General features: G+C 74.7%; 22 protein-coding genes. 9 read left to right on the plus strand and 13 right to left on the minus strand.

Annotation, left to right across the window (positions count from 1 at the left end):
• The first annotated feature begins 8 nt into the window (after positions 1-8).
• Positions 9-191, plus strand: coding sequence for a VOC family protein (locus V6N00_RS01790; RefSeq protein ID WP_416385006.1), 183 nt, complete (start codon positions 9-11; stop codon positions 189-191).
• Positions 192-211: 20 nt separating this feature from the next.
• Here V6N00_RS01790 and V6N00_RS01795 read toward each other — a convergent pair whose 3' ends face one another.
• The 5 genes from V6N00_RS01795 to pdhA all read right to left on the minus strand — a co-directional run bounded on the left by V6N00_RS01795 (position 212) and on the right by pdhA (position 4,992).
• Positions 212-724, minus strand: a complete 513-nt coding sequence (locus tag V6N00_RS01795; RefSeq protein ID WP_334230349.1) for a GNAT family N-acetyltransferase — start codon at positions 722-724, stop codon at positions 212-214.
• Between the two features lie 7 nt (positions 725-731).
• Complete coding sequence (locus V6N00_RS01800) at positions 732-1,187, minus strand: OsmC family protein (RefSeq protein WP_334230350.1); 456 nt, start codon at positions 1,185-1,187, stop codon at positions 732-734.
• Between the two features lie 69 nt (positions 1,188-1,256).
• Positions 1,257-2,723, minus strand: coding sequence for a dihydrolipoamide acetyltransferase family protein (locus tag V6N00_RS01805; RefSeq protein WP_334230351.1), 1,467 nt, complete (start codon positions 2,721-2,723; stop codon positions 1,257-1,259).
• Positions 2,720-3,832: an alpha-ketoacid dehydrogenase subunit beta gene (locus V6N00_RS01810; RefSeq protein WP_334230736.1), complete on the minus strand. Its 1,113-nt coding sequence runs from the start codon at positions 3,830-3,832 to the stop codon at positions 2,720-2,722. The genes V6N00_RS01805 and V6N00_RS01810 overlap by 4 nt, the downstream gene beginning before the upstream one ends.
• A gap of 11 nt (positions 3,833-3,843) precedes the next feature.
• On the minus strand, positions 3,844-4,992 hold the full coding sequence (gene pdhA / locus V6N00_RS01815; protein WP_334230737.1) for a pyruvate dehydrogenase (acetyl-transferring) E1 component subunit alpha: 1,149 nt from the start codon (positions 4,990-4,992) through the stop codon (positions 3,844-3,846).
• 332 nt (positions 4,993-5,324) lie between these two features.
• Between pdhA and V6N00_RS01820 the strand changes: the two genes are divergently transcribed.
• The 5 genes from V6N00_RS01820 to V6N00_RS01840 all read left to right on the plus strand — a co-directional run bounded on the left by V6N00_RS01820 (position 5,325) and on the right by V6N00_RS01840 (position 8,138).
• Positions 5,325-5,765 carry an Lrp/AsnC family transcriptional regulator gene (locus V6N00_RS01820; protein ID WP_334230352.1) on the plus strand — a complete coding sequence of 147 codons (441 nt, stop codon included), beginning with the start codon at positions 5,325-5,327 and terminating at the stop codon, positions 5,763-5,765.
• Positions 5,766-5,992: 227 nt separating this feature from the next.
• Positions 5,993-6,283 (plus strand): hypothetical protein, encoded by a 291-nt coding sequence (locus V6N00_RS01825; RefSeq protein ID WP_334230353.1) that lies wholly within the window; start codon positions 5,993-5,995, stop codon positions 6,281-6,283.
• A 46-nt stretch (positions 6,284-6,329) separates the two neighbouring features.
• Positions 6,330-7,061 (plus strand): GAF and ANTAR domain-containing protein, encoded by a 732-nt coding sequence (locus tag V6N00_RS01830; RefSeq protein ID WP_334230354.1) that lies wholly within the window; start codon positions 6,330-6,332, stop codon positions 7,059-7,061.
• Positions 7,062-7,191: 130 nt separating this feature from the next.
• A complete protein-coding gene (locus V6N00_RS01835; RefSeq protein ID WP_334230355.1) occupies positions 7,192-7,473 on the plus strand; it encodes a hypothetical protein in 282 nt (93 codons plus the stop codon).
• Positions 7,470-8,138 (plus strand): hypothetical protein, encoded by a 669-nt coding sequence (locus tag V6N00_RS01840; protein WP_334230356.1) that lies wholly within the window; start codon positions 7,470-7,472, stop codon positions 8,136-8,138. The genes V6N00_RS01835 and V6N00_RS01840 overlap by 4 nt, the downstream gene beginning before the upstream one ends.
• Before the next feature lie 140 nt (positions 8,139-8,278).
• Here the strand turns inward: V6N00_RS01840 and V6N00_RS01845 are convergent, their stop codons facing one another.
• Positions 8,279-9,976 carry an ABC-F family ATP-binding cassette domain-containing protein gene (locus V6N00_RS01845; RefSeq protein WP_334230357.1) on the minus strand — a complete coding sequence of 566 codons (1,698 nt, stop codon included), beginning with the start codon at positions 9,974-9,976 and terminating at the stop codon, positions 8,279-8,281.
• Positions 9,977-10,240: 264 nt separating this feature from the next.
• Between V6N00_RS01845 and V6N00_RS01850 the strand changes: the two genes are divergently transcribed.
• From V6N00_RS01850 to V6N00_RS01860, 3 genes are all read left to right on the plus strand, one after another.
• Positions 10,241-11,167 (plus strand): glycosyltransferase family 2 protein, encoded by a 927-nt coding sequence (locus V6N00_RS01850; protein ID WP_334230358.1) that lies wholly within the window; start codon positions 10,241-10,243, stop codon positions 11,165-11,167.
• On the plus strand, positions 11,164-12,078 hold the full coding sequence (locus V6N00_RS01855) for a glycosyltransferase family 2 protein (RefSeq protein ID WP_334230359.1): 915 nt from the start codon (positions 11,164-11,166) through the stop codon (positions 12,076-12,078). Before V6N00_RS01850 ends, V6N00_RS01855 begins: the two co-directional genes overlap by 4 nt.
• Positions 12,079-12,177: 99 nt before the next feature.
• Positions 12,178-12,786 carry a TMEM175 family protein gene (locus tag V6N00_RS01860; RefSeq protein WP_334230360.1) on the plus strand — a complete coding sequence of 203 codons (609 nt, stop codon included), beginning with the start codon at positions 12,178-12,180 and terminating at the stop codon, positions 12,784-12,786.
• 9 nt (positions 12,787-12,795) lie between these two features.
• On the opposite strand, the gene V6N00_RS01865 is transcribed toward V6N00_RS01860, so the two are convergent.
• The 7 genes from V6N00_RS01865 to V6N00_RS01895 are packed head-to-tail and all read right to left on the minus strand — an operon-like array spanning position 12,796 to position 21,330.
• Positions 12,796-13,725 (minus strand): aminoglycoside phosphotransferase family protein, encoded by a 930-nt coding sequence (locus V6N00_RS01865; RefSeq protein WP_334230361.1) that lies wholly within the window; start codon positions 13,723-13,725, stop codon positions 12,796-12,798.
• Positions 13,726-13,742: 17 nt separating this feature from the next.
• Complete coding sequence (locus tag V6N00_RS01870; RefSeq protein ID WP_334230738.1) at positions 13,743-14,717, minus strand: UDP-glucuronic acid decarboxylase family protein; 975 nt, start codon at positions 14,715-14,717, stop codon at positions 13,743-13,745.
• A 35-nt stretch (positions 14,718-14,752) separates the two neighbouring features.
• Entirely contained in the window at positions 14,753-15,895 is a 1,143-nt protein-coding gene (locus V6N00_RS01875; RefSeq protein WP_334230362.1) for a glycosyltransferase family 9 protein, read from the minus strand.
• Positions 15,892-17,310: a PfkB family carbohydrate kinase gene (locus V6N00_RS01880; RefSeq protein ID WP_334230363.1), complete on the minus strand. Its 1,419-nt coding sequence runs from the start codon at positions 17,308-17,310 to the stop codon at positions 15,892-15,894. Before V6N00_RS01880 ends, V6N00_RS01875 begins: the two co-directional genes overlap by 4 nt.
• Positions 17,307-19,232, minus strand: a complete 1,926-nt coding sequence (locus tag V6N00_RS01885; protein WP_334230364.1) for a glycosyltransferase — start codon at positions 19,230-19,232, stop codon at positions 17,307-17,309. Before V6N00_RS01885 ends, V6N00_RS01880 begins: the two co-directional genes overlap by 4 nt.
• Positions 19,229-20,188, minus strand: a complete 960-nt coding sequence (locus tag V6N00_RS01890) for a glycosyltransferase (RefSeq protein ID WP_334230365.1) — start codon at positions 20,186-20,188, stop codon at positions 19,229-19,231. Before V6N00_RS01890 ends, V6N00_RS01885 begins: the two co-directional genes overlap by 4 nt.
• A complete protein-coding gene (locus tag V6N00_RS01895; RefSeq protein WP_334230366.1) occupies positions 20,176-21,330 on the minus strand; it encodes a glycosyltransferase family 9 protein in 1,155 nt (384 codons plus the stop codon). Before V6N00_RS01895 ends, V6N00_RS01890 begins: the two co-directional genes overlap by 13 nt.

The raw sequence follows: 21,330 nt of genomic DNA on the forward strand, positions 1-21,330 counted from the left end.
AGTGCACCATGGACTGGCGCATCGAGTTGATCTTCTTCCCCGTGGCCGACGTGGACGAGGCGCTGGCGCACCTGCGCGATCACGGCGTGGACGCCCAGGGGGTGGAGGAGCTCGCGTGGGGCCGCTTCGTCACCTTCGCCGACCCGGACGGGAACACCTGGACGCTCCAGCAGCTGCCGTCGCGCGGCTGAGCCGTCAGGATCGGCCCGCGTCACCCGACCCGGTACTTGAAGCCGACGTGCGAGGCGGCGAAACCGAGCCGCTCGTAGAACCGGTGCGCGTCGGCCCGCGCGGCGTCGGAGGTGAGCTGCACCAGTCCCGCACCGGTGGCCTCGACCGCCGGCCCGATCACCCACTGCATCAGGGCGCCGCCGATGCCGCCGGAGCGGCGGGCGCTCGCGACGCGCACCGCCTCGACCTGCAGGCGGCTCGCACCGCGGCGGGCCATGCCGGGGATGAGGGTGAGTTGCATCGTGGCGACGGGCGCGTCGTCGTCGGTCACGGCCACGAGCAGGTCGTTGGACGGGTCGGCCAGGATGCCCGCCAGCGCCGCGGCGTACTGCGGCCGGTCGGCGTCCCGGGCCCGGTCGCCGCGGCTCGCGCTCACCGGGTCGTCGGCGAGCAGTGCCATGACGGCGTCGAGATCGCCGGGTCGTGCCCGGCGCAGGGTGACGGGGCCGACCGGCGTGGTGAGTTCGGCAGGCAGGTCGAGGGTGGCGATCACCGGCGGATCAGCTCTCGCCGTCGCCGACGCGCACCTGCACGTCGAACCCGACCGACGTGCCGTGCTCGACGGTGCGCGAGACGGTGCAGTTCTTGTCGTGCGAGAGTGCGACGAGCCGGTCGACCAGGCCCGCGGCCTGCCGCCCGGCGTCGTCGGCGGCGAACCCGAGGTGGAACGACAGGTGCAGGTCCTCGACCCGGTTGCCGCCGTTCTCGTCGACGATCTTCCGTCCCGCCGCCTCGACGCGGAACTCGGTCGGCTCGGTGCGGCGGGACGTCACGGTGTCGACATCGATCGCGGAGCAGCCGGCGATCGCGGCCAGCAGCAGCTCCACCGGGGAGAGCAGGTCGTCCGCCTGGCCGAAGCTGACGGACGCACCGGCGGCGTTGCGCGCGGTGTAGCGGCCGGTGGCGTCGCGGGTCAGGTCGATGGAGCGCTGGGCGGGATCCGGGGTCTCGATCATGGCCCCATGATGGCACCGGCTCCTGACGTGCGGTGCCGGCTCATGACGTCCGGCCCCGGATCGGGTGGCCTACAGCTCCGCGGCCACCGCGGCCGGGTCCTCGATCGCACGGGCGATGAAGCCGAGGAAGGCCGAGGCCGTCCCGCCGTCGCACACCCGGTGGTCGAAGGCCAGGGTCAGCTGGGTCATCTGGCGCACGCGCAGCCGGCCCTTGACGACCCACGGCTTCTCGATGATCCGCCCGACGCCGAGGATGCCGACCTCGGGGTGGTTGATGATCGCGGCCGAGCCGTCCACCCCGAACACGCCGTAGTTGTTCAGCGTGAAGGTGCCGCGGCGCAGCTCCTCCGGGGTGCACTTGCCGTCGCGGGCCCGCGCGGTGAGCGCCTTCAGCTCGGCGTCGAGCTCGCGGGCGTTGAGCCGGTGGGCGTTCGGGACGGACGGGACGACGAGGCCGCGGTCGGTCTGGGCCGCGAACCCGAGGTTGACGCCGTCGACGGCGACGATGTGCTCGCCGTCGATGCGGGCATTCAGCTCCGGGTATCGCATCAGCGCCGCCGCCGTGAACCGGCCGATCAGGGCCAGCAGGCCGGGCGCCCCTGCGGGGTCGGCCGCCTTGAGGCGTGCACGCAGCTTCAGCAGGCGGGTGGCGTCGACATCGACCCACACCGTGGCCTCGGGGATCTCCCGGCGACTGCGGGTCATCGCCTCCGCGGTCACCTTCCGCACGCCGCGCATCTCGGTGCGAGCGGCGATCGGCAGACCGCTGCGGCGGTCGAGTTCGCCGGCGGTGCCGACGGGCGCGGTGGCCACGGCCGACGACGACGGGGCTTCCCCCCGGTGGCCCTCGGTCGCCGTCGTGCTGCCGCTGGCGGCCGCCTCGACGTCACGGCGGAGGATGAGCCCGTCCCGGCCGGTGCCGGTGACCGCCTCCAGGGCGACGCCCAGGTCGCGGGCCAGGCGGCGCACGATCGGCGAGATGACCGCCGGCGCACGCCGGACCTCGGCAGTGGGAGCGGCTGGAGTCGGTGCCGCACCGCGCGGGCGCCGGGTGCGGCCGCGGGCGGCGGTGCCGCTCGTGCCGTAGCCGATCAGCACGTTGCCGGAGCCGCTGTCGGCGGACGCGGAGGCCGCCTCGGCGGCGGTGCCGCCCGCCGTGTCCGGCGTGACCTCCGCCGGTGGCGTGGCGCCGGCGCGCTCCTCCTCGCGGTAGCTCTGAGCGCGCTCGGCGGGCGCGGCGGCGGCAGCCGGAACAGCGGCGTCGGAGGTAGCGGCGTCGCCGCCCTCGTCGACGCTGATGAGCGGGGCTCCGACGTCGATCACCGCGCCGGCGTCACCGTGCAGCGTCGCGACGATGCCGCCGAACGGGGAGGGCACCTCGACGACGGACTTGGCGGTCTCGACCTCGGCGACCGGCTGGTCGACGACGATCTGGTCGCCGACCGCGACGAGCCAGCGGACCAGCTCGCCCTCGGTCAGGCCCTCGCCCAGGTCGGGCAGGAGAAAGGTGCGGACGGTCGTCGTGGCGGTGGTCATCGGTCCTCCCACTGCAGGTCGTCCAGCGCGTCCAGGATGCGGTCGACGCTGGGCAGGTGATGGTGTTCGAGCTTCGGGGACGGGTACGGGATGTCGAAGCCGGTGACGCGGCGGACGGGTGCGGCCAGCCGGTGGAAGCAGCGCTCCTGGATGCGGGCGACGAGCTCGGAGGCGACGGAGACGAACCCCTGGGACTCCGCGACGACGACGGCGCGGCCCGTGGCATTGACCGCCGCGGTGATCGCCTCGTCGTCCAGCGGCACCAGGGTGCGCAGGTCGAGCACGGCGACCGAGCGGCCCTCCGCCTCCGCGGCGGCCGCCGCGGCGAGCGCCGTCGGCACCGAGGGGCCGTAGGTCACGATCGTCGCGTCAGTGCCGGACCGCGCGAGCACGGCCCTGCCCTCCGCCCGGTCGTCGCCGTCGGACTCGACGGAATCCTGCAGGGCCGCGAGGTCGAGGGTCTCCTTCGACCAGTACAGCTTCTTCGGCTCGAAGAACACGACCGGGTCGTCCGAGGCGATGGCCTCGCGCAGCATCCGGTAGGCGTCCGCGACGGTGGCCGGGGTGAAGATCTTCAGGCCCGGCGTGTGGGCGTAGTACGCCTCCGAGGAGTCGCAGTGGTGCTCGACGCCGCCGATGCCGCCGCCGTAGGGGATGCGGATGACCATGGGCAGCGAGACGGCGCCCCTGGTGCGGTTGTGCATCTTGGCGACGTGGCTGAAGATCTGCTCGAGCGCCGGGTAGGCGAAGGCGTCGAACTGCATCTCGATCACCGGGCGCAGCCCGTTCATCGCCATGCCGACGGCCATGCCCACGATGCCGGACTCGGCCAGCGGGGTGTCGAAGCAGCGGTCCTTGCCGAACCGCGCGGTCAGCCCGTCGGTGATGCGGAAGACGCCGCCGAGCGTCCCGACGTCCTCGCCGAAGACGACGACGGACGGGTCCTCGGCCATGGCGTCGGCCAGCGCGGTGTTGAGCGCCTTCGCGAACGTCACGGGCGCGGGGGCCGCCGCGGCGCGGGCCTGGCCGGCGGCCTCGGCCGCGCTCGCCGTCGCGGCGGAGACGTTGCCGTTGGCGTCCGACGACGTCGGGATCGTCGCCGGGCTGATCGTCGTCTGGCTCATGATGCGCTCTCCTCGGATCCGGACGCCGGCGCCTCGCGGGACAGCTCGTCCGCCAGCAGCGCGGACTGCTCGCGCAGCTGCGGGGTCGGTTCGGTGTAGACGTGGGCGAACAGCTCCTGCGGGTCCAGGTCGCTGTCCGCGTTCAGGGCGGCGCGCAGGGCGGTCGCGACGGACTCGGCCTCGGCGGCGATCTCCGCCTCCGCGGCGTCGTCGAGCACGCCCGCGCCGGTCAGGTAGGTGCGCAGCCGGGTCACCGGGTCCTTCGCGGACCACGAGGTGACCTCCTCGTCCTGCCGGTAGCGGGTGGCGTCGTCGGCGTTGGTGTGCGCCTGCATGCGGTAGGTGTGCGCCTCGACCAGCACCGGGCCGCTGCCGTCGCGCACGATCTGCACGCCGCGGCCGAGCACCGCGAGCAGCGCCGCCAGGTCGTTGCCGTCCACGCGTTCGCCGGGCAGCCCGTAGCCGATGGCCTTGTGCGCCAGCGACGGGGCCGCGCTCTGCTGCGCCAGGGGCACCGAGATCGCGTACTGGTTGTTCTGGATGAAGAAGATCACCGGCAGGTGGAACACGGCGGCGAAGTTCAGCGCCTCGTGGAAGTCGCCCTCGCTCGTGGCGCCGTCGCCGCACATGGCGAGGACGACGGTGTCCTCGCCGCGCAGCTTCGCGGCGTGGGCGACGCCGACGGCATGCAGGAGCTGGGTCGTCAGCGGGGTCGACTGGGTGGCGACGTGCTCGGCCATCGGGTCGTACCCCGCGTGCCAGTCGCCGCGGAAGGAGACCATGACCTCCGCCGGGTCGACACCGCGGCTCACGACGGCGACGCTGTCGCGGTAGGTCGGCATCAACCAGTCCTGCGCGGCGAGGCAGAACGCGGCTGCCACCTGGCAGGCCTCCTGCCCGTGGCTGGAGGGGTAGACGGCCATCCGGCCCTGCCGGACGAGGGCGGAGTTCTGGTCGTTGACGCGGCGTCCGACGACGAGCTTGCGGTAGGCGGCCAGCAGCGTGGCGTCGTCGGGGAACGCGTACTCGTGGCCCGGCTGTACACGACCCTCGCCCGGCGTCTGCCGCACGCCGTGCTCGTCGACCATCTGGATCGGTGCCGCGGCGGGCAGCATGTAGTCCTCGAGGCTGATGCCGAACGACATCGTCCCCGGGCGCGGCCAGCGTCCGCCGGCCTCCCCGGCCACGCCGCCGCTCGCATCGACGGCGTCGATGGTGGTGTCGCTCATGCGGTGTCCTTCCTGCGTCCCGGTGGACCCTGCTGTGACTCAGGGCACACGTCGGTCCTTGTCGCACCAGTATGCGATGCAGCCGCATTCCGTATGCTGATGAGCACAGACGACGAGACGAATTGTCCACCTGCCCACCTTCCGTGGACGATATGCTCGACCCCCGCACTGCCGTCCCGGTCCGGCTGGACGATTCTGCGACGCCTCCGCCGGCGTCGGGCGCGGAGAAGAAGCAGAGGAGAAGTGCCGTGGAGCTGGACGAGACGGACCGGGCGATCATCGCCGAACTGCGCCGGGACGCACGCCTGCCCGTGGCGACGCTCGCCGCCCGCGTGCACGTCTCGCGCGCCAACTGCTACACGCGACTGAACCGGCTCACGACGGACGGGGTGATCAGCGGGTTCACCGCGGTCGTGGACCCGGTCAAGCTCGGGCTCAGTGCCTCCGCCTACGTGACCCTGCGCCTGCGGCAGCACTCGTGGCGGGAGCTGCGGGCCCGGCTCGAGGCGGTCGAGGAGATCGCCCACATCGCCCTCGTCGGCGGCAGTTTCGACGTCATCCTGCTCGTGCGCGCCCGGGACAACGCGGACCTGCGGCGCGTGGTGTTCGATCAGCTCCAGACCATGCCGGGCGTGCTGGACACGCAGACGTTCCTCATCTTCGAGGACACGGACACCCGGGCGGTGTGATCCTCCGTGTCCTCGCTCGGACACGCCGTCGCGCGGCGTTTTGTCCGCCTGAGCGCTCCTTCGTATGCTGATGATCTGGTCAAGCAGCGGCCGCCCCTTCAGTGTGTCGTCATGCCCGAGGAGAGCGCCGCCGTGACCCCCCGACTTCCCCGTACCGCCCCCTGCGCTGTTGCCTGCGCGCGTGGGCGAGCGACGGCGGACGAGTCGCCTCGCCGGCCGGGGACCGCATGACCGACGACGTGATCGGCGACGAGTCGTCGGTTCCGGACCTGCCGGCGGTCCGCGACATCTTCTCGGCCCCCAGTCAACGTGCCGGCAGCAGCACCTTCCTGCGACCCACCGATCCCTTCCCGGACCTGACCGTGCTCACGCTGGGCGACCTCCAGATCCTGCACAGCCGGGCCGCCCGGCAGCGGGAGGCGGAGTACCTCTCGCTCGAAGGCCCCCACCCCGTCACGCTCGACCGCCTCGAGGAGCTCTCCCGCATCCTCGACGCGAGGGACCACCACCAGCCCTGAGTGCCACATCCGGCACCTGCTCCACCCGCATCCGGAAAGGGACCCCGTGTCCACCCAGACCTCCGACGACTTCCTCGCCCAGCTGCAGGAGCTGATCCTGCGCAGCGACGAGTTCACCGACTTCCTGGAACAGTTCACGGCGATGCTCGCCGAACTCATGCCCGGTGACATGGGCGAACTCTGCTACGCGGTGACCCTGCTGCGCGAGCGTCGGCCCGGCACCGTGTCAGCGTCCAGCGACCAGGCGCGCTCCCTCGACGAGTCCCAGGGCCGGCACGACGAGGGCCCGTGCCTCACGTCGGTGCGCGAGCAGGTCGTCGTGCACGTCGAGGACACCGCGACGGAGACGCGCTGGCCCGAGTACACGGCGACGGCCGCGCAGGCCGACGTCGGTTCGATCATCGCCGTCCCCTTCGAACTCGAGGGCGAGGCACGAGCCGCGCTCAACGTGTACGCGAGCGAGGCCCACGCGTTCGACGCCGCCGCGATCGACCTGATCGAGCGGCAGACCCGCCAGGCCACCGGTGCCCTTCGCCTCGCCCTGCGCCTGGCCCGCCACCGCGACACCGAGGCGGACCTGCGGGCCACGCTCGAGTCCCGCACCGACATCAACCTCGCCGTCGGCATCCTCATGGGGCAGAACGGGTGCAGCCAGCAGGAGGCGATCGCCATGCTCGAGTCCGCCTCCAACCACCGCAACATCAAACTGCGTCGTCTCGCCGCCGATCTCGTCGCGAGCGTCGGCGGCGGCCGGCCCGCGACGCGCTTCGACAACTGAGCAATGTTTCCTCGTTGGTCGAGACACCCCTGAGGCCGCTTTCCCGGTGTAGCGTTCCTCTCATCGGTCGAACAGTGGCCGTTCGCGCCGTGATCCCTCGTGGGACGGCGCAGGATGAAAGGCCACTGTGATGTCGGATCTCACCGCTGTCACCGTTGCCGGATCGGCCCACGATGCCGCCGCGGACGCCCCGTCGAGCACCTACCTCTGCCCGACGGACGAGTTCCCCGGACTCGAGAATCTTCCCCTGACCGCGGTGCAGGCCCTGCACAGCCGGGTCTGCCGACAGGTGGACCGCGAATACCTGTTCTCCCTGGACGGTCCGAGCGTCGAGACGCTGGACCGCCAGCAGGAGCTGGCCGAGGAACTGGACCGTCGCGAACGGCAGTTCGTGCAGAGCGTCACCCGATGACGGTCGAGGTGTACTCCGACCAGTTCAAGGCGCAGGCCGTGCGGATGGTCCAGGACCACCGGCCGGACCCCGCGGTGCCGTCGCCGGTACTCTCGGTCGCCCGGCTGCTCGGCATCCAGCCGGACGTCCTGGTGGCCTGGGTGACCGCGTCCACACCCGCAACGCGCCCACCCCGCGCCCCCGGCAACGGGTACGACGGGCTGCTCGACGTGACGGACGTGCAGGAATTCCTCGAGCGCCTCGTCGTCGCCGTGACGGACGATCTGCGCTCGACCGACCCGCACGTGCGGTGCACGATCGCGGCCTTCGGCGGTGGAACGGGCCGGACGGTCGCCGTGAGCACCGACAGCGCCCGCGACCTCGACGCGCTGCAGTTCGACGCCGACGAGGACCCGACCCTGCTGGCCGGGCGCACCCAGTCGCTCGTGCTCGTCGGGGACGTCACGACGGAGACCCGGTGGCAAACCTTCGCCTGGTCGGCCGCCCAGTACGGTGCATCGTCGATGATCGTGGTTCCCTTCGTGCTTCCCGGCGTCGGGCCCGCGGCGCTGAGCGCCTATGCACCACGGGCGCACGCCTTCAGCAGCGCGGCCATCCAGCAGGTCCGCGAGCGCGTCGACGGCGCCGCCCGCCTCCTCCGCCTGGCGGCGCAGCTGGCCGCCTGACCCCACCCGCTGCACCCGTCCCGCTGTCAGCGTCATGGTCACCGATGGAGTTCTCGTCCGGTCCTCCGCACCGCGGCCTGCCTGCCCGGCGGCCGGACCGCGTCACCGTCCTCTTCCTCCGCCGGTCTCGACGGCTGGCGTCACCCCGCGTCGAGCACGAGCCGCCGTCCGGTCCAGCGTTCGCGCAGCCACCGGTCGTGCGTGGCGAGGACGACGGTGCCGTTCCATGCCGCGAGCGCCGCCTCGAGGTCCTCGACCAGTCCGAGGGCCAGGTGGTTGGTGGGCTCGTCCAGCAGCAGGACGTCGGGTGGGCAGGCCAGGACGGCGGCGAGCGCGACGCGGCGCCGCTGCCCCGGCGACAGGTCCCGCAGGGGGCGGTTGAGGTCCTCGGCGGCGAGCAGCCCGAGCTCGACCGGTCCGGGCACGGCGCCCGCCGCCCTCGCCCGTGCGCCGGGGGCGAGTGCGGCCTCGAACGCCTCGACCGCCGTCACGGCGCCGTCCGGGTCCAGGTCGTGCTGGCTCAGCGTGGCGACGGCCAGGCCTTCCTGCCGGTCCAGCTCCCCCGACGCGGGCAGGCGCCCGGCCAGGACGGCGAGCAGCGTGGACTTGCCCGCGCCGTTGGGGCCGGTCAGGAGGAGATGGTCGCCGGCGCGCAGGTCGACGTCGACGGGATCCAGCCGGCCGGGGACCGCGACGGCGCGGCCGCGGATCAGCGTCGAGGCGTCGTCCGCACCCGTGCGGACCGCGTCCTTCCCGACGGCGCTGAGGGCCGCCAGTCGCAGCGGCGCCGGCGGCGCGACGATCGCGTCCCGCTCCAGCGCGTCGAGCCTGTTCCGGGCCGCGTGCACCCGGTTCCCCAGCGTCTTCGCGGCCCGGTCGGCGGAGAACTTGGCCGAGGCGCGGGTCTCGCTCTTCGACGTCGAGCGATGGAAGATGTCGCCCTCGCCCAGCCCTGCGGCCTCCTCGAGCCGGGCACGTTGCTCCTCCTGATCGGCGTACCGGTCGGCCCACCGGCGTCGCGCACGCGCGCGGGCCCGCAGGTAGTCGCTGTACCCGCCGGTCCAGGCGGTGCCCTGCCGGTGGCCGCCGGCGCCGTCCGGGTCCAGGCCGGGGTCGAGGTCGACGATGCCGGTCGCGACCGCGTCGAGGAACCACCGGTCGTGGCTGGCGATGAGCACCGCCCCGCGCCAGGCCGTCAGCTCCCGGACGAGGAAGTCCATGGCGCCGTCGTCGAGGTGGTTGGTCGGCTCGTCCAGCAGCAGCGCCTCCGGCCGGGCCAGCAGCAGGGCCGCCAGCTGCAGGCGGCGGCGCTCACCACCCGAGATGCCGGTGACGGGGCGCTCCGGGGGCAGATCGGCCAGGCCGAGCCCGGTCAGGACCGCGGCGACGCGCGCGTCCAGGGTCCACAGCCCGGTCCGGTCGGCCTCCCGCAGGACGGCGTCCCACGCCTCCGCCACCGCGGGGTTCCCGTCCGCCAGCTGCTCGGCCAGGTCCTCGATGCGGCCGGCCAGGGCCCGGACCTCGGCGACGGCGTCCTCGACCACGGATCCGACCGTCGCCGCGGCGTCGTGCGGGGCCTGCTGGTGGAGCAGGCCGACGTCGTCCGGCCGGTGCACGGCGCCGCGATCCGGCGCCAGCCGGCCCGCGCCGATGCGCAGCAGCGTGGACTTTCCGCTGCCGTTCTCCCCGATCAGGCCGATGCGCTCCCCCGCACCGACGGTCAGGGTGACGTCGGTGAGCACGCGGTGGTCCGGGCGGGTGGGATAGGTGAAGCCGACGCCGTCCAGCCGGAGCGGTGTCGGGCGGACGACGGCAGGGCGGGAGGAGGTGGCGGTCATGGGTGTCCTGACGGGACGAGAGGGATCCCACCGGGCCGTTCCCCTGATCGGGGTTCCTGAGGACGGACCGGTCGGATCGACCGGGAGCAGGGCTCGTCGTCGGAGGCCGCAGGCGCGGGAAGCTGACTCGTCACCGGAACATGCGTGCCATCGTAGCGGGCGCCGGTGGCCGCGTCACGGCCGGGCTCGCGACGGCCGCACCGTACGATTGACCCGTGTGCCGACGGCCCGGTCCGGGCGTCGGTGAGTTCGAGAGGGAGAACCGTGACCGCCAGCCCCGAATCCGGGCCCGCTGCCGCCCTCGACGCCCGGGTGACCGTCGTCATCGCCACCCGCAACCGGCGGGACGAACTGCTCGCGAACCTGCGGCACCACGAGGCTCCCGTGATCGTCGTGGACAACGCGTCCACCGACGGCACCGCCGCGGCCATCGCCGCCGAGTTCCCCGAGGTGCGGGTGATCCCGTTGATGGTCAACGCCGGCGGGGCCGGACGCACGCTCGGCGCCCAGTTCGCCCACACCCCCTACGTCGCCTTCGCCGACGACGACTCGTGGTGGGCGCCCGGCGCCCTGGCCACCGCGGCCGACGTCTTCGACGCCTACTCGGGTCTCGGCGCCCTGGCCGGGTCCCTCGTCGTCGGACCGGACGAGGACCCCGACCCCATCAACGCCGTGCTGGCCGCCTCGCCGCTGGGCACCCCGCCGGGCTGGCCGGGCCCGGCGCTGCTGGGCTTCGTCGCCTGCGGGACCATCGTGCGCCGTCGCGCGTTCCTGGCCGTCGGCGGGTTCGACGACGTCGTGCGGTTCCCGGGCGAGGAGGAGCGCCTCGCCCTCGACCTGGTCGACGCCGGATGGCAGGTGGCCCACGTGGCAGCCGTCCGCGCGCACCACCACCCCTCCCTCGACCGGGACCCCGACCAGCGTCGGCAGGCGCAGCTCGTGCGCAGCCGCATCCTCACCGCGGTGCTGCGCCGCGGGTGGCCCGTGGTCGCCCGCCAGGCCGGCGCCGCCCTGTTCTCCTCGACGGGTCGCCGCGGGCTGGTCGCGGCGATGCGTCGTGTGCCCGCGGCCCTGCGCGCACGGCGACGGCTCTCACCGGCCACCGAGGCGTCGCTCGCCGCGCTGCGCTCCGGCACCACCCCCACCCCCGGATCCGCCGGCGACCCGCGCGTGCCGATCCGCACCCGATGACGGCGGCCGCCGCCGCGCCGGACACGCGGCTCGCCGTCGTCATGATCACATGGAACCGGCGCGAGGAGGCGCTTCGCTCCCTGACGCGGCTCCGTGCGCTGCCCGAGCGGCCCCACGTCGTGGTCGTCGACAACGGCTCGACGGACGGCACCGCCGCCGCGATCGAGGCCGAGCACCCGTGGGCCGAACTGATCGCGAGCCCCGAGAACCTCGGCGCCGTGGGCCGCAACATCGCCGTCGCCCGGCTGGACACCCCGTACGTCGGTTTCTGCGACGACGACACGTGGTGGGAGCCCGGGTCGCTGCGCCGGGCCGCCGATGCGCTGGACGCCCACCCGACCCTCGGCGTCGTGACCGGGAAGATCCTCGTCGAGCCGGGCGGCACCGAGGATCCCATCAACGCCGAGCTGCTGCACTCCCCCCTCGAGACGGCCGGGTCCATGCCCGGGCCGGCGCTCGGCAGCTTCCTCGCGGGCGCGTCCGTGATCCGCCGCGAGGCCTACACCGCGGTCGGCGGGTTCCACGAGCGGCTGTGGCTCGGCGGCGAGGAGGAGCTGATGGCCGCGGACCTCGCGACCGCCGGCTGGGAGCTGTGCCACCTGCCCGACGTCGTCGTCCATCATCAGGCCTCCACCGCCCGCGACCCCCACCTGCGGCGCCGCCACGGTCTGCGCAACACCCTGTGGTTCACGTGGCTGCGACGGCCGTTCCCGGCGGCGTTGCGGCGCACGGGGCACGTGCTCGCCGGTGCCCCGCGGGACCGGGTGACCGCCGGCGCCGTGCTCGACGCCGTGCGCGGGCTGCCGTGGGTGCTGCGCCATCGCCGGCCCCTGCCGCGGCACGTCGAACGGCGGTTCCGGGCGCTCGAGGCGTCCCAGCGCACGAGCACGGCACGCCGCTACGTGAGCTGACGGCCCACGTCCCCCCCTCGCGGGGCTGGTCCCGTGGCGCCGCGGCCCGCAGGATGGACGCAGCGCGGGCTGCCGGGGCCGACGGACGGAGGCGCAGCCGTGAGAAGTGAACGAACCGGGGCGTTCAGCGACGCCGTCATCGCCATCGCGATCACCGTCATGGTGCTGGAACTGCCCAAGCCGGACGGCCCGTCGTGGGCGGCCCTGCGCGCGGACGTGCCCGTGCTGCTGGCCTACGTGCTCAGCTTCGTCTACCTCGGGATCTACTGGAACAACCACCACCAGATGCTCGCCGCGGTCTCCCGGGTCTCCAGCTCGGTGCTGTGGGCGAACCTGCACCTGCTGTTCTGGCTCACGCTCGTGCCGTTCACGACGGCGTGGATGAGCGAGCAGGACTTCGCGGCCGTGCCCGTCGCCGCGTACGGCATCGTGCTGCTGATGAACGCGCTCGCGTACATGCTCCTGCAGGCGCGGCTGCTGCACGCGCAGGACGGCCGCTCCACGCTGCACCGCGCGCTCGGGCGGGACCTCAAGGGCCGACTCTCCCCGTTCCTCTATGTCGCGGGCATCCTGCTCACCCTCGTGCACCCGTGGCTGGCCATCGCGACGTACGTCGTCGTCGCGGCGATCTGGCTGATCCCGGACGCCCGGATCGAACGCCAGCTCGCGCGCGACGCCGAGGTGCCGGACGCGTCGACGACGGAATGAGGCGCGTCGTCAGCCCGCGACCGGGTCGGCGAGCACCGCGCGGATCGTCCGTTCCTGGATCGCCCGGTGGTACCGGTCGTATGCCGTGTCCCGCTCGGCGCCCGTCACCGTGATGAGGGCCTTCCACAACGCCCAGCCGCGGGCCAGGCGCCAGGTCGACGTCGGGAGGTCGACGGTGTCGGCGAAGAGGCGCCGTTCGGCTGGACCGAGGAAGGTCCAGGCGATGACGAGGTCGCACGCCGGGTCGCCGACACCGCAGGTGCCGAAGTCGATGAGGGCGGACAGCCGGCCGTCGACGGTCAGGAGGTTGCCGACGCCGACGTCGCCGTGGAACCACACCGGCGGACCACTGATCCCGGTGGCCATGGCCTCCGCCCACACCGCGGCACAGGCGTCGACGTCGATGCTGCTGTCGTTGCCGACGCCGTCCCGCCCGCGCAGCGTCCTCAGGGCCTCGCGCACCTCGCCGTCGTAGGCCCGTGGATGCGCACCACGGAAGAAGCTGTGCTGCCCCGCCACGGGCCCGTCGTCGGTGGGGATCCGCCGCAGGGCGACGAGGGCGGCCGCCAGGTCCTCCGCGAGGGCCGACCGGTCCAGCGCAGGGTCCTCGTCCGCCGTCACCCCGGGCAGCCAGCGCCGCACCGACCAGGGGAACGGGTACCCCTGCCCCGGAGCACCGCTCGCGACGGGTTCCGGCACGGCCACCGGCAGCGCACCGGCCAGCCGGGGCAGCACGCGGTCCTCCTTCGCGACAGCGGCGACGTATCCGGTCACGCTCGGCAGCCGCACCACCAGGTCCTCGCCGAGGCGGAACGTGCGGTTGTCGTTGCCCTGCGCCGGGACGGCCCGCACCGGCAGGTGAGCCCACGCGGGGAACTGCGCGGCGACGAGCCGGGTGACGAGCTCCGTGTCGACGGCGGGGCGCACCTCGTCGGTCATCGGAGCACGGTAGCGCCTCAGCGGGCGGTCGCGTCCACCGTCTCCCCGGCGTCGTCGCCCGCGACCGCCTCCCGGAACCACGCGACGGTCCGCTCGAGCCCCTCCTGCCAGGCGACCTCGGGCGTCCAGCCGAGCACCTCGGTGGCCAGCGTCGTGTCGGGGCGGCGGACCATCGGATCGTCCACCGGGCGGCCGACGAAGCGGATCTCGGAGTCGGAGCCGGTGGCGGCGATGACGTCGCGGGCGATCTGCAGCACCGAGAGCTCGTGCGGGTTGCCGATGTTCATGGGTCCCGAGTGGCCGCTCTCGGCCAGGGCGAGGATGCCCCTCACGAGGTCCGAGACGAAGCACACGGAGCGGGTCTGGGCCCCGTCGCCGGCCACCGTCACGGGCTCGCCCGCGAGCGCCTGCCGGATGAACGTCGGGATCGCCCGGCCGTCGCTCGGCCGCATCCGCGGGCCGAAGGTGTTGAAGATCCGGACGATCGCGGTGTCCACGCCGTGGGTCTGCCGGTACGCCATGGTCAGCGCCTCGGCGTAGCGCTTCGCCTCGTCGTACACGCCGCGCGGGCCGACGGGGTTGACGTGCCCCCAGTACGTCTCCGGCTGCGGGTGCACCTGCGGGTCCCCGTACACCTCGGACGTGGAGGCGATGAGGAACCGCGCGCCCTTGTCCTTCGCGAGCCCGAGGGCGTGGTTGGTGCCGATCGAGCCGACCTTGAGCGTGTGGATGGGCAGCTTGAGGTAGTCCACGGGCGAGGCGGGGGACGCGAAGTGGAGGACGAGGTCGACGTCGCCGGGCACGTGGATGTAGTCGGTGACGTCGCAGTGGACGAGCCGGAACCCGGGGTCGTCGGCCAGGTGCGCGACGTTGCCGGGGTTGCCGGTGAGGAAGTTGTCCAGGGCGACGACCTCGACACCGCGGCGGCGCAGCTCGGTGCACAGGTGGCTGCCGAGGAAGCCGGCGCCGCCGGTGACGACGGCGCGGCGCATCGGCCGGGAGCCGCCGAGGGTCTGCAGGGAATCGGTCACGATGATCCTTCCGGTGCGGGAACGGGTGCGGGTTCGGCGCGGTGCACCGGCGAGCCCGTCGGCGGGGCCGGCTCCGGCAGGTGCGCGGCCGCGGCCGCGATCACCTCGGGGACGGTGAGGGCGGCGAGGCGCTCGTCGAGGGTCTCGCCGTGCGGGTCGCCCCATGCAGCGGCGTCAGGGTCGCCGTGCCAGAGCACGGTGTGCAGGTGGGGGTCGACGACGGGTCCCCAGCGGGACGGCGGCGTCGGCCCGAAGAGGAGCACGGAGGGGACGGCCAGCGCAGTGGCGAGGTGCCCGGTGCCGGTGTCGCCGCTGATCACGAGCGCCGCACCGTCGACCGCGGCCGTCAGGCCGCTCAGGTCGAGGGCGCCGCCGAGGTCCCGCACGCCGGGCAGGCCGTCGCTCACCGCGGCGGTGAGGTCCCGTTCGGACGCCGAGCCGGTGACCAGCACGCGGCGTCCTCGGCCGGTCAGGTGTTCGGCGACGGCACGCCACCGGTCCACGGGCCAGCGGCGGGAGGCGAAGGCGGCGCCGGGGTGCAGGACGACGGGCGCGTCCGCCGGAGCGGGCCGGTGGTAGCGCAGGAGCAGGTCGGCGGGGCCGCAGGGGCCGCCCGCGTCGGCCACCAGGCGGCACCAGCGCTCCACCTCGTGCTCGTAGGCACGCCACGCGGGCCCGTCGTGGCCCACCTCGGGGCAGGAGAAGGCGATCAGCCGGGACGGGCCGCCGTCCTCGGCCCCCCGAGCGGCGAGCAGCCGCTGGCTGGCCGGGCCGCGTCCGTGCAGGTCGACGGCCACGTGTCCGCCGGCGAGCGGCGGCAGGTCGATCAGCCCCGGCGTGGGCAGGACGCCGTCGACGACGCCGAGCTCGGTCAACCACGCACCGACCGGGCCCGGGGCGGCCAGGATCAGCCGGTGGTCCGGGAAGAGGCGGCGCAGTCCGCGCAGCGGGGCGATGCCGGTGAGCGCGTCGCCGAGGCCCAGCGCCCGCAGCACGAGCACGTCGCCCTCGCCGATGCCGGCGGGGTCGATGGCGTGCGGGACGCCGGCATTCGAGTGCGCGGCGGGGTCGGCGGCCAGGGCGGCCGCTGTGTACGGCTCGGGCCGGGCGCTTCCGGCGGCGCGGTCGTCGTCGCTCATGGCCGGCTCTCCTGTCCCGCCCGCGCGAGGATCGCGCTGGTCGAGCGGCCCGAGAGGTACGGCAGGACGGTCACCCTCCCGCCGCCGGCGGTCACGACGTCGGCCTCGGGCAGGTGCTCGGGCAGGTAGTCCCCACCCTTGACCCACACGTCGGGCCGCAGGGCGGCCAGCGCGGTGCGGGGGTCGTCCTCCTCGAACACGACGACGGCGTCGACGCTGCGCAGCGCGGCGAGCACCCTCGCCCGGTCCGGCGCGGCGACCACCGGCCGGGTCGGCCCCTTGAGTCGGCGCACCGAGTCGTCCGAGTTGAGCAGCACGACGAGCGCGTCGCCGAGGTTCCGGGCCGCGTCGAGGCAGGCGATGTGCCCCGCGTGCAGGACGTCGAAGCAGCCGCCCGTGGCGACGACGGTGCCGCCCGAGGCGCGCACCCGGTCGATCAGGTCGCGCACCTCCGCCGGCAGCGAGGGGTCGGCCGGGCGGTCCGCCGTGGAGGCCCGGGCGCGCAGCCCGGCGCGGAAGGACAGGGCGCCGCCGGCCGCGACCCACTGGCCGGCCGACTCGACCGCGGCCTCTACCGCGGCGTCGAGCGTGCCCCCGGCGGCCAGGACGAGGGCCGCCGTCGCGGCGAACCGGTCGCCCGCCCCGCAGGGGTCGGTGCTCTCGACGGGGGCGGCCGGCACGTGGGTGACGCCGGCGCGGGTGGCCAGGTGCGCGCCGTCGGCGCCGACGGTGACGGCCACGCCGTGCGCCCGCCAGCCGGCGCGCAGGGCGCGGGCCCGAGCGGCGGCCCCCGTCGTCTCCCCGTCGGTCGGTGACGTGAGGCCGGCCGTCGCGGCCTGTGCCTCCGCGGCGTTCGGGGTGATCAGGGTGCACCCGGGCACGGGGGTGCCGCCGCGCGGATGCGGGTCCCACACCACGGTGGCGTGCGCGGCGTGGGCGGCCAGGGCCTCGCGCACGACAGTGTCGCGGGTGACACCGCCACCGTAGTCGGAGACGAGCACGACGTCCGCGTCCGCGAGCAGCGCGGCGAGTGCCTCGGCGTCGACGTCGACGGGTGCGCCGGGGCCGCCCTCGTCGACCCGCAGCATGGCCTGGCCGGAGGAGCGGATGCGGGTCTTGGTGCGGGTCGGCCCGTCGTGGCCGAGCCGGTGCACGGTGACGCCGGGCAGGGCGTCGACGAGTTCGCGGCCCGCGGCGTCGTCCGCGACGGGCGCCACGAGGGTCACCACGGTCCGACTTCCCGCGCCGTCGCCCGCCGCGCACAGCAGCGCCGTCAGGCCCGCACCGCCGGGGCTGACGAGCACCTCGTCCACGTCGACGACCGGCACGGGGGCGTCCGGGCTCAGCCGGGTGCTCGTGCCGACGACGTCGCGGTCCAGCATGACGTCGCCGACGACGACGATGCGGGGGCTCATCCGGCGTCCGCCTCGACCAGCAGGGCGTCGTCCGGCGTCGTGATCGGCGGCGCGCCGGGTGCCGTGCCGGCCGCCTCGGCCCGAACCGCTGTCGCGGCGTGCCGCGCGTCGACCGCGGCGCACACCGCGTGCAGCAGCATCAGGTGCATCTCCTGCACGACCGACGTGCTGCTCGCGTCCACGGCCAGCGCCTCGTCGGCGGCGTCGGCCAGCGGGTTGGGGCCGGGCCCGGTCAGCGCCCACACGTGCATCCCGCCGGCGTGGGCCCGTTCGGCCGCGGCGATGATGTTGGGGCTGCGGCCGCTGGTCGAGAGCAGGACGACGACGTCGCCGGGCCGCCCGTGGGCCTGCACCTGCCGGGCGAACACCTCGGTGACGCCGTAGTCGTTGCCGATCGCGGTGAGGCTGGACGTCTCGGCGGACAGGCAGAGGGCGGACAGGGGCGTCCGCTCCCCCTCGAACCGGCCGACCAGTTCGGCGGTGAAGTGCTGCGCTTCCGCGGCGCTGCCGCCGTTGCCGGCCACGAGCACCCGACCCCCGCGCCCGAGCAGCGCCGCCAGTTGGGCGCCCCAGCGGTCGACGACGTCGGCGTGCGCGGAGGCGTCCGTGACGGCCCGCTGCAGCTCGGCGAGGTGGTCGGTGATCCACTCGCGGGTTCCCGTGCGGGGCCGGTGCTGCCGGGCGCCGTGGGCCTGCAGCACCTGCTCGTAGACCGTCTCGGTGCTCTCGGCGATCCGGTCCCAGCCGAACAGGCGCTCGACCCGGTCGCGGCCGGCCCGGCCCATCCGGGCGGCCAGGCCGGGGTCGTCGAGGATCCGGCGCAGGGCAGCCGCGGTGGCGTCGACGTCGCGGGGCGGCACGAGCAGGCCGGTGACGCCGTCCTCGACGCTGTCCAGCAGGCCGCCCACGGCGGAGCCGACGACGGGCCGCCCGCACGCCGCCGCCTCGAGCGGGACCATGCCGAACGGTTCGTACCAGGGGGTGCAGGCGACGACGTCGGCGGCGGCCAGCAGCGCCGCGGCACCGGGGCGGTCGACCCGGCCGTGCAGCACGACCCGGTCCTCGACGCCGAGCTCGCGGGCGAGGGCGGCCAGCCGCACGACCTCGGGGTCCTCGTCCAGCGCCGCGGCGTCGGGGCCGCCGGCGATGTGGAGGACGGCACTGCCGAGAACGGAGTCGCCGAGAACGGAACTGCCCGAGACGGCGTCATCCGTCGCGGCGAGCGCGGCGAGGACGGTGTCGACGCCCTTGCGCTCCACGAGCCGGCCGAGGGCGACGATGCGGGCGGGCTCGCCGGCCTCGTGCGGCGGCGGGTCGGTGGGGGCGAACGCGGTCAGGTCCACGCCGCAGGGCACGACGGCCACCCGGTCGGGGTCCGCGCCGAGGGCCATCAGCTCGCGCTTCTCGTCCTCGCACGTGGCGAGCACCGCGTCGGCCGCGCCGAGCAGAGCGGTCTCGGCGGCCAGCCGGTGCGCGGGACTCGTGTCGGCCAGGCCCTGGTGCCGGCGTTTGACCGCGCCGAGGGCGTGGAACGTCTGCACGAGGGGCAGCTGCAGGGCGTCGGCGGCCCGGCGCGCGGCCAGCCCGGACATCCAGAAGTGGGCGTGGACGAGGTCCGGTGCGCCGTCGGCGATCCAGGCGCGGGTCAGCCAGCGGCCGAACTCGTCCATGAAGGGGGCCAGCTCGTCCTTGGGCAGGGCGTGGGCCGGGCCGGCGGGCACGTGCACGACGCGCACGCCGGCCGTCAGCTCGACCGCGTCCGGCAGGGCGTCGTCGTCCCGGCGGGTGTAGACGGTGACGGCGTGGCCGCGGGCGGCCAGCGCGGAGGCCAGCTGGGCGACGTGCACGTTCTGCCCGCCGGCGTCGACGCCGCCGAGGGCGGCCAGGGGGCTGGCGTGTTCGGACACCATGGCGATCTTCATCGGCTCACCTTTCCCAGGAGGTCGTCCCAGTCGGTCAGGAAGCGGTCGAGGCCGTAGTGGGTCAGCGCGTGCGCGCGGCCGGCGGCACCGGCGGCGCGGGCCTCGTCCGGCTCGTCGAGCCAGCGGCGCGCCTGCCCGGCCAGGGCGGTCAGGTCGTTGGTCAGCAGCCCGGCCTCCGGCGGCACCGCGCGGGGCCCCTCGGTCGTGGAGAGGCCGAGCACGGGCAGGCCGAGCATCATCGCCTCGATCAGGGCGAGGCCGAGGCTCGTCCACCGGTACGGGTGCAGGTACGCGCGGTGGCTGCCGAGCGCGTCGTGCAGCCGGTGCTGGGGGTAGTTCTCGTGCAGCTGCCAGCGGCGACCGGGTGCCGAGTCGGCGAGGGCGTCCATGCCCATTCCGTAGACGTCGACGGGCAGGTCGACGGCGAGGTCGGTGACGATGTCGGTGCCGGCCACGCGGCCGCGGCGCACCGGCTCATTGACGACGACGGCCAGGGATGCCGTGTCCCCCGTGTACCGCGCGCCGGGGTCGATCACGCCGTGCTCGATGACGTGGGTGGGCGCGTCCCCGTTGTCCCACATGACCCGGTTGAAGTGGGTGACGTGGACGATCGGGATGGCGGTCTGCTCGGACAACGGGTGCCGGGAGGTGACGGCGTGGCCGCGCGGGGCGTCGTGCTCGACGTAGACGGCGGGCAGGTCGCGCCCCGGACGGCGGCCGGTCCACCGCTCGGCCAGCTCGACCTCCTCGGGCCGCTGCAGGACGACGAGATCGATCGCGGTGTCGGCGAGCTCCTCGGGGCTCAGCTCGACGGCGTTCTCCGGCCAGTCCCAGGTCTGCGCGCGGCCGAGCCCGTCGCGGGACCGGTCGGGCAGCACGGGCAGCAGGTAGGTGTGGCGGCCCTGCACGAAGGCGGTGGACCAGGAACCGTGCACGTGCCAGGTCAGGGTGCGCACGAGGGCACCTCCTCGGTCGTCGTCGTGGGTGTCGTCGTCCGGTTCGTCGTCAGCGCGGCGACCGCGGCCACGACGTCGGCGCCGCCCACCTCGCTCAGACACGGGTGGCCGGGGACGGGGCACTCACGGGCGCGAGTGTCGCGGCAGGCGGCGTGCTGGTAGCCGAGCAGGACGGTGGGCACCCCGTGCGGCGCCCAGCGTTCGGCGGGTACGACCGGGGAGAACAGGCTGACAACGGGTGTGCCGACGGCGGCGGCGAGGTGGGCGGGACCGGTGTTGCCGACGACGACGCACGCGGCGGCGTCGAGCACGGCCGCCAGCTCGGCCAGGGAGGTGCGGCCGGCGATGCTGACGATGGTGGCGTCGGGCGCGCATGCCAGGGCCCGGGCGACGACGTCGGCGCACCGGTCCGCCTCGGCCGGGCCGCCCGTGACGACGACGGTCCGGCCGGCGGCGGCGAGGCAGACCGCCAGGGTGGCGGCGTGCTCGGTGGTCAGCGCCCGGGAGGGAACGGAGGCGCCGGGGTGGAGGACGACGAAGCCGCGCCGGTCGGCGTCCACAGCACCGGTGTCCAGGCCACCCGGCAGCAGAACGTCGGGCAGCAGCTCGTCCGGGAGCAGGCCGGCGGGGATGCGCGGCAGGGGTCGGCGCACCGCGAGCGCGGTGCCGCCCGGCCCCGGATCCGGGGCGCCGGCGGCGAGCGCCAGGGCGAGCGCGGCCTCGGCCTCGTGGCCGCCGCCCGGGGGCGCGTCCCGCCGGTGCCGGACGTCCAGCAGCGAGCCGGGATAGTCCTCGCTCGTCGCGGCGACGTGGCCGATCCCGGCGAGCCGGCAGAGCAGGGCCATCGGCAGCGGGCTCTGGTGGAAGGAGGTGAAGATCACCGCGGCGTCGTACTGCCGGGCGGCGAGATCCTCGACGAGCGCGCGGGTCGCTTCGGCGTCGACCGGCGGCGGCGCGAACCCGGACCAGGGAGCGTCGAAGACGAGGACGTCGGCGACGTCGGGCAGCAGCCGCCCGGCCGCCGCGCCCGCCGGCGAGGCGAGCAGGTCGACGTCCCCGAGCCCGGCGAGGGCGCGGATGGCCGGACCGGTCAGCAGCACGTCGCCGTCCGAGTCGAGGCGGACCGCCAGGATGCGCCCCAC

Source organism: Tersicoccus mangrovi (assembly GCF_036881825.1).
In the GTDB taxonomy this organism is placed as follows: domain Bacteria; phylum Actinomycetota; class Actinomycetes; order Actinomycetales; family Micrococcaceae; genus Tersicoccus; species Tersicoccus mangrovi.

Coding starts and splice junctions, on each gene's coding strand:
- V6N00_RS01790 (WP_416385006.1), top strand. CDS start 9: ATGGACTGGCGCATCGAGTTGATCTTCTTCCCCGTGGCCGACGTGGAC.
- V6N00_RS01800 (WP_334230350.1), bottom strand. CDS start 1,187: ATGATCGAGACCCCGGATCCCGCCCAGCGCTCCATCGACCTGACCCGC.
- V6N00_RS01805 (WP_334230351.1), bottom strand. CDS start 2,723: ATGACCACCGCCACGACGACCGTCCGCACCTTTCTCCTGCCCGACCTG.
- pdhA (WP_334230737.1), bottom strand. CDS start 4,992: ATGTCGTTCGGCATCAGCCTCGAGGACTACATGCTGCCCGCCGCGGCA.
- V6N00_RS01825 (WP_334230353.1), top strand. CDS start 5,993: ATGACCGACGACGTGATCGGCGACGAGTCGTCGGTTCCGGACCTGCCG.
- V6N00_RS01835 (WP_334230355.1), top strand. CDS start 7,192: ATGTCGGATCTCACCGCTGTCACCGTTGCCGGATCGGCCCACGATGCC.
- V6N00_RS01840 (WP_334230356.1), top strand. CDS start 7,470: ATGACGGTCGAGGTGTACTCCGACCAGTTCAAGGCGCAGGCCGTGCGG.
- V6N00_RS01845 (WP_334230357.1), bottom strand. CDS start 9,976: ATGACCGCCACCTCCTCCCGCCCTGCCGTCGTCCGCCCGACACCGCTC.
- V6N00_RS01855 (WP_334230359.1), top strand. CDS start 11,164: ATGACGGCGGCCGCCGCCGCGCCGGACACGCGGCTCGCCGTCGTCATG.
- V6N00_RS01865 (WP_334230361.1), bottom strand. CDS start 13,725: ATGACCGACGAGGTGCGCCCCGCCGTCGACACGGAGCTCGTCACCCGG.
- V6N00_RS01870 (WP_334230738.1), bottom strand. CDS start 14,717: ATGCGCCGCGCCGTCGTCACCGGCGGCGCCGGCTTCCTCGGCAGCCAC.
- V6N00_RS01875 (WP_334230362.1), bottom strand. CDS start 15,895: ATGAGCGACGACGACCGCGCCGCCGGAAGCGCCCGGCCCGAGCCGTAC.
- V6N00_RS01880 (WP_334230363.1), bottom strand. CDS start 17,310: ATGAGCCCCCGCATCGTCGTCGTCGGCGACGTCATGCTGGACCGCGAC.
- V6N00_RS01885 (WP_334230364.1), bottom strand. CDS start 19,232: ATGAAGATCGCCATGGTGTCCGAACACGCCAGCCCCCTGGCCGCCCTC.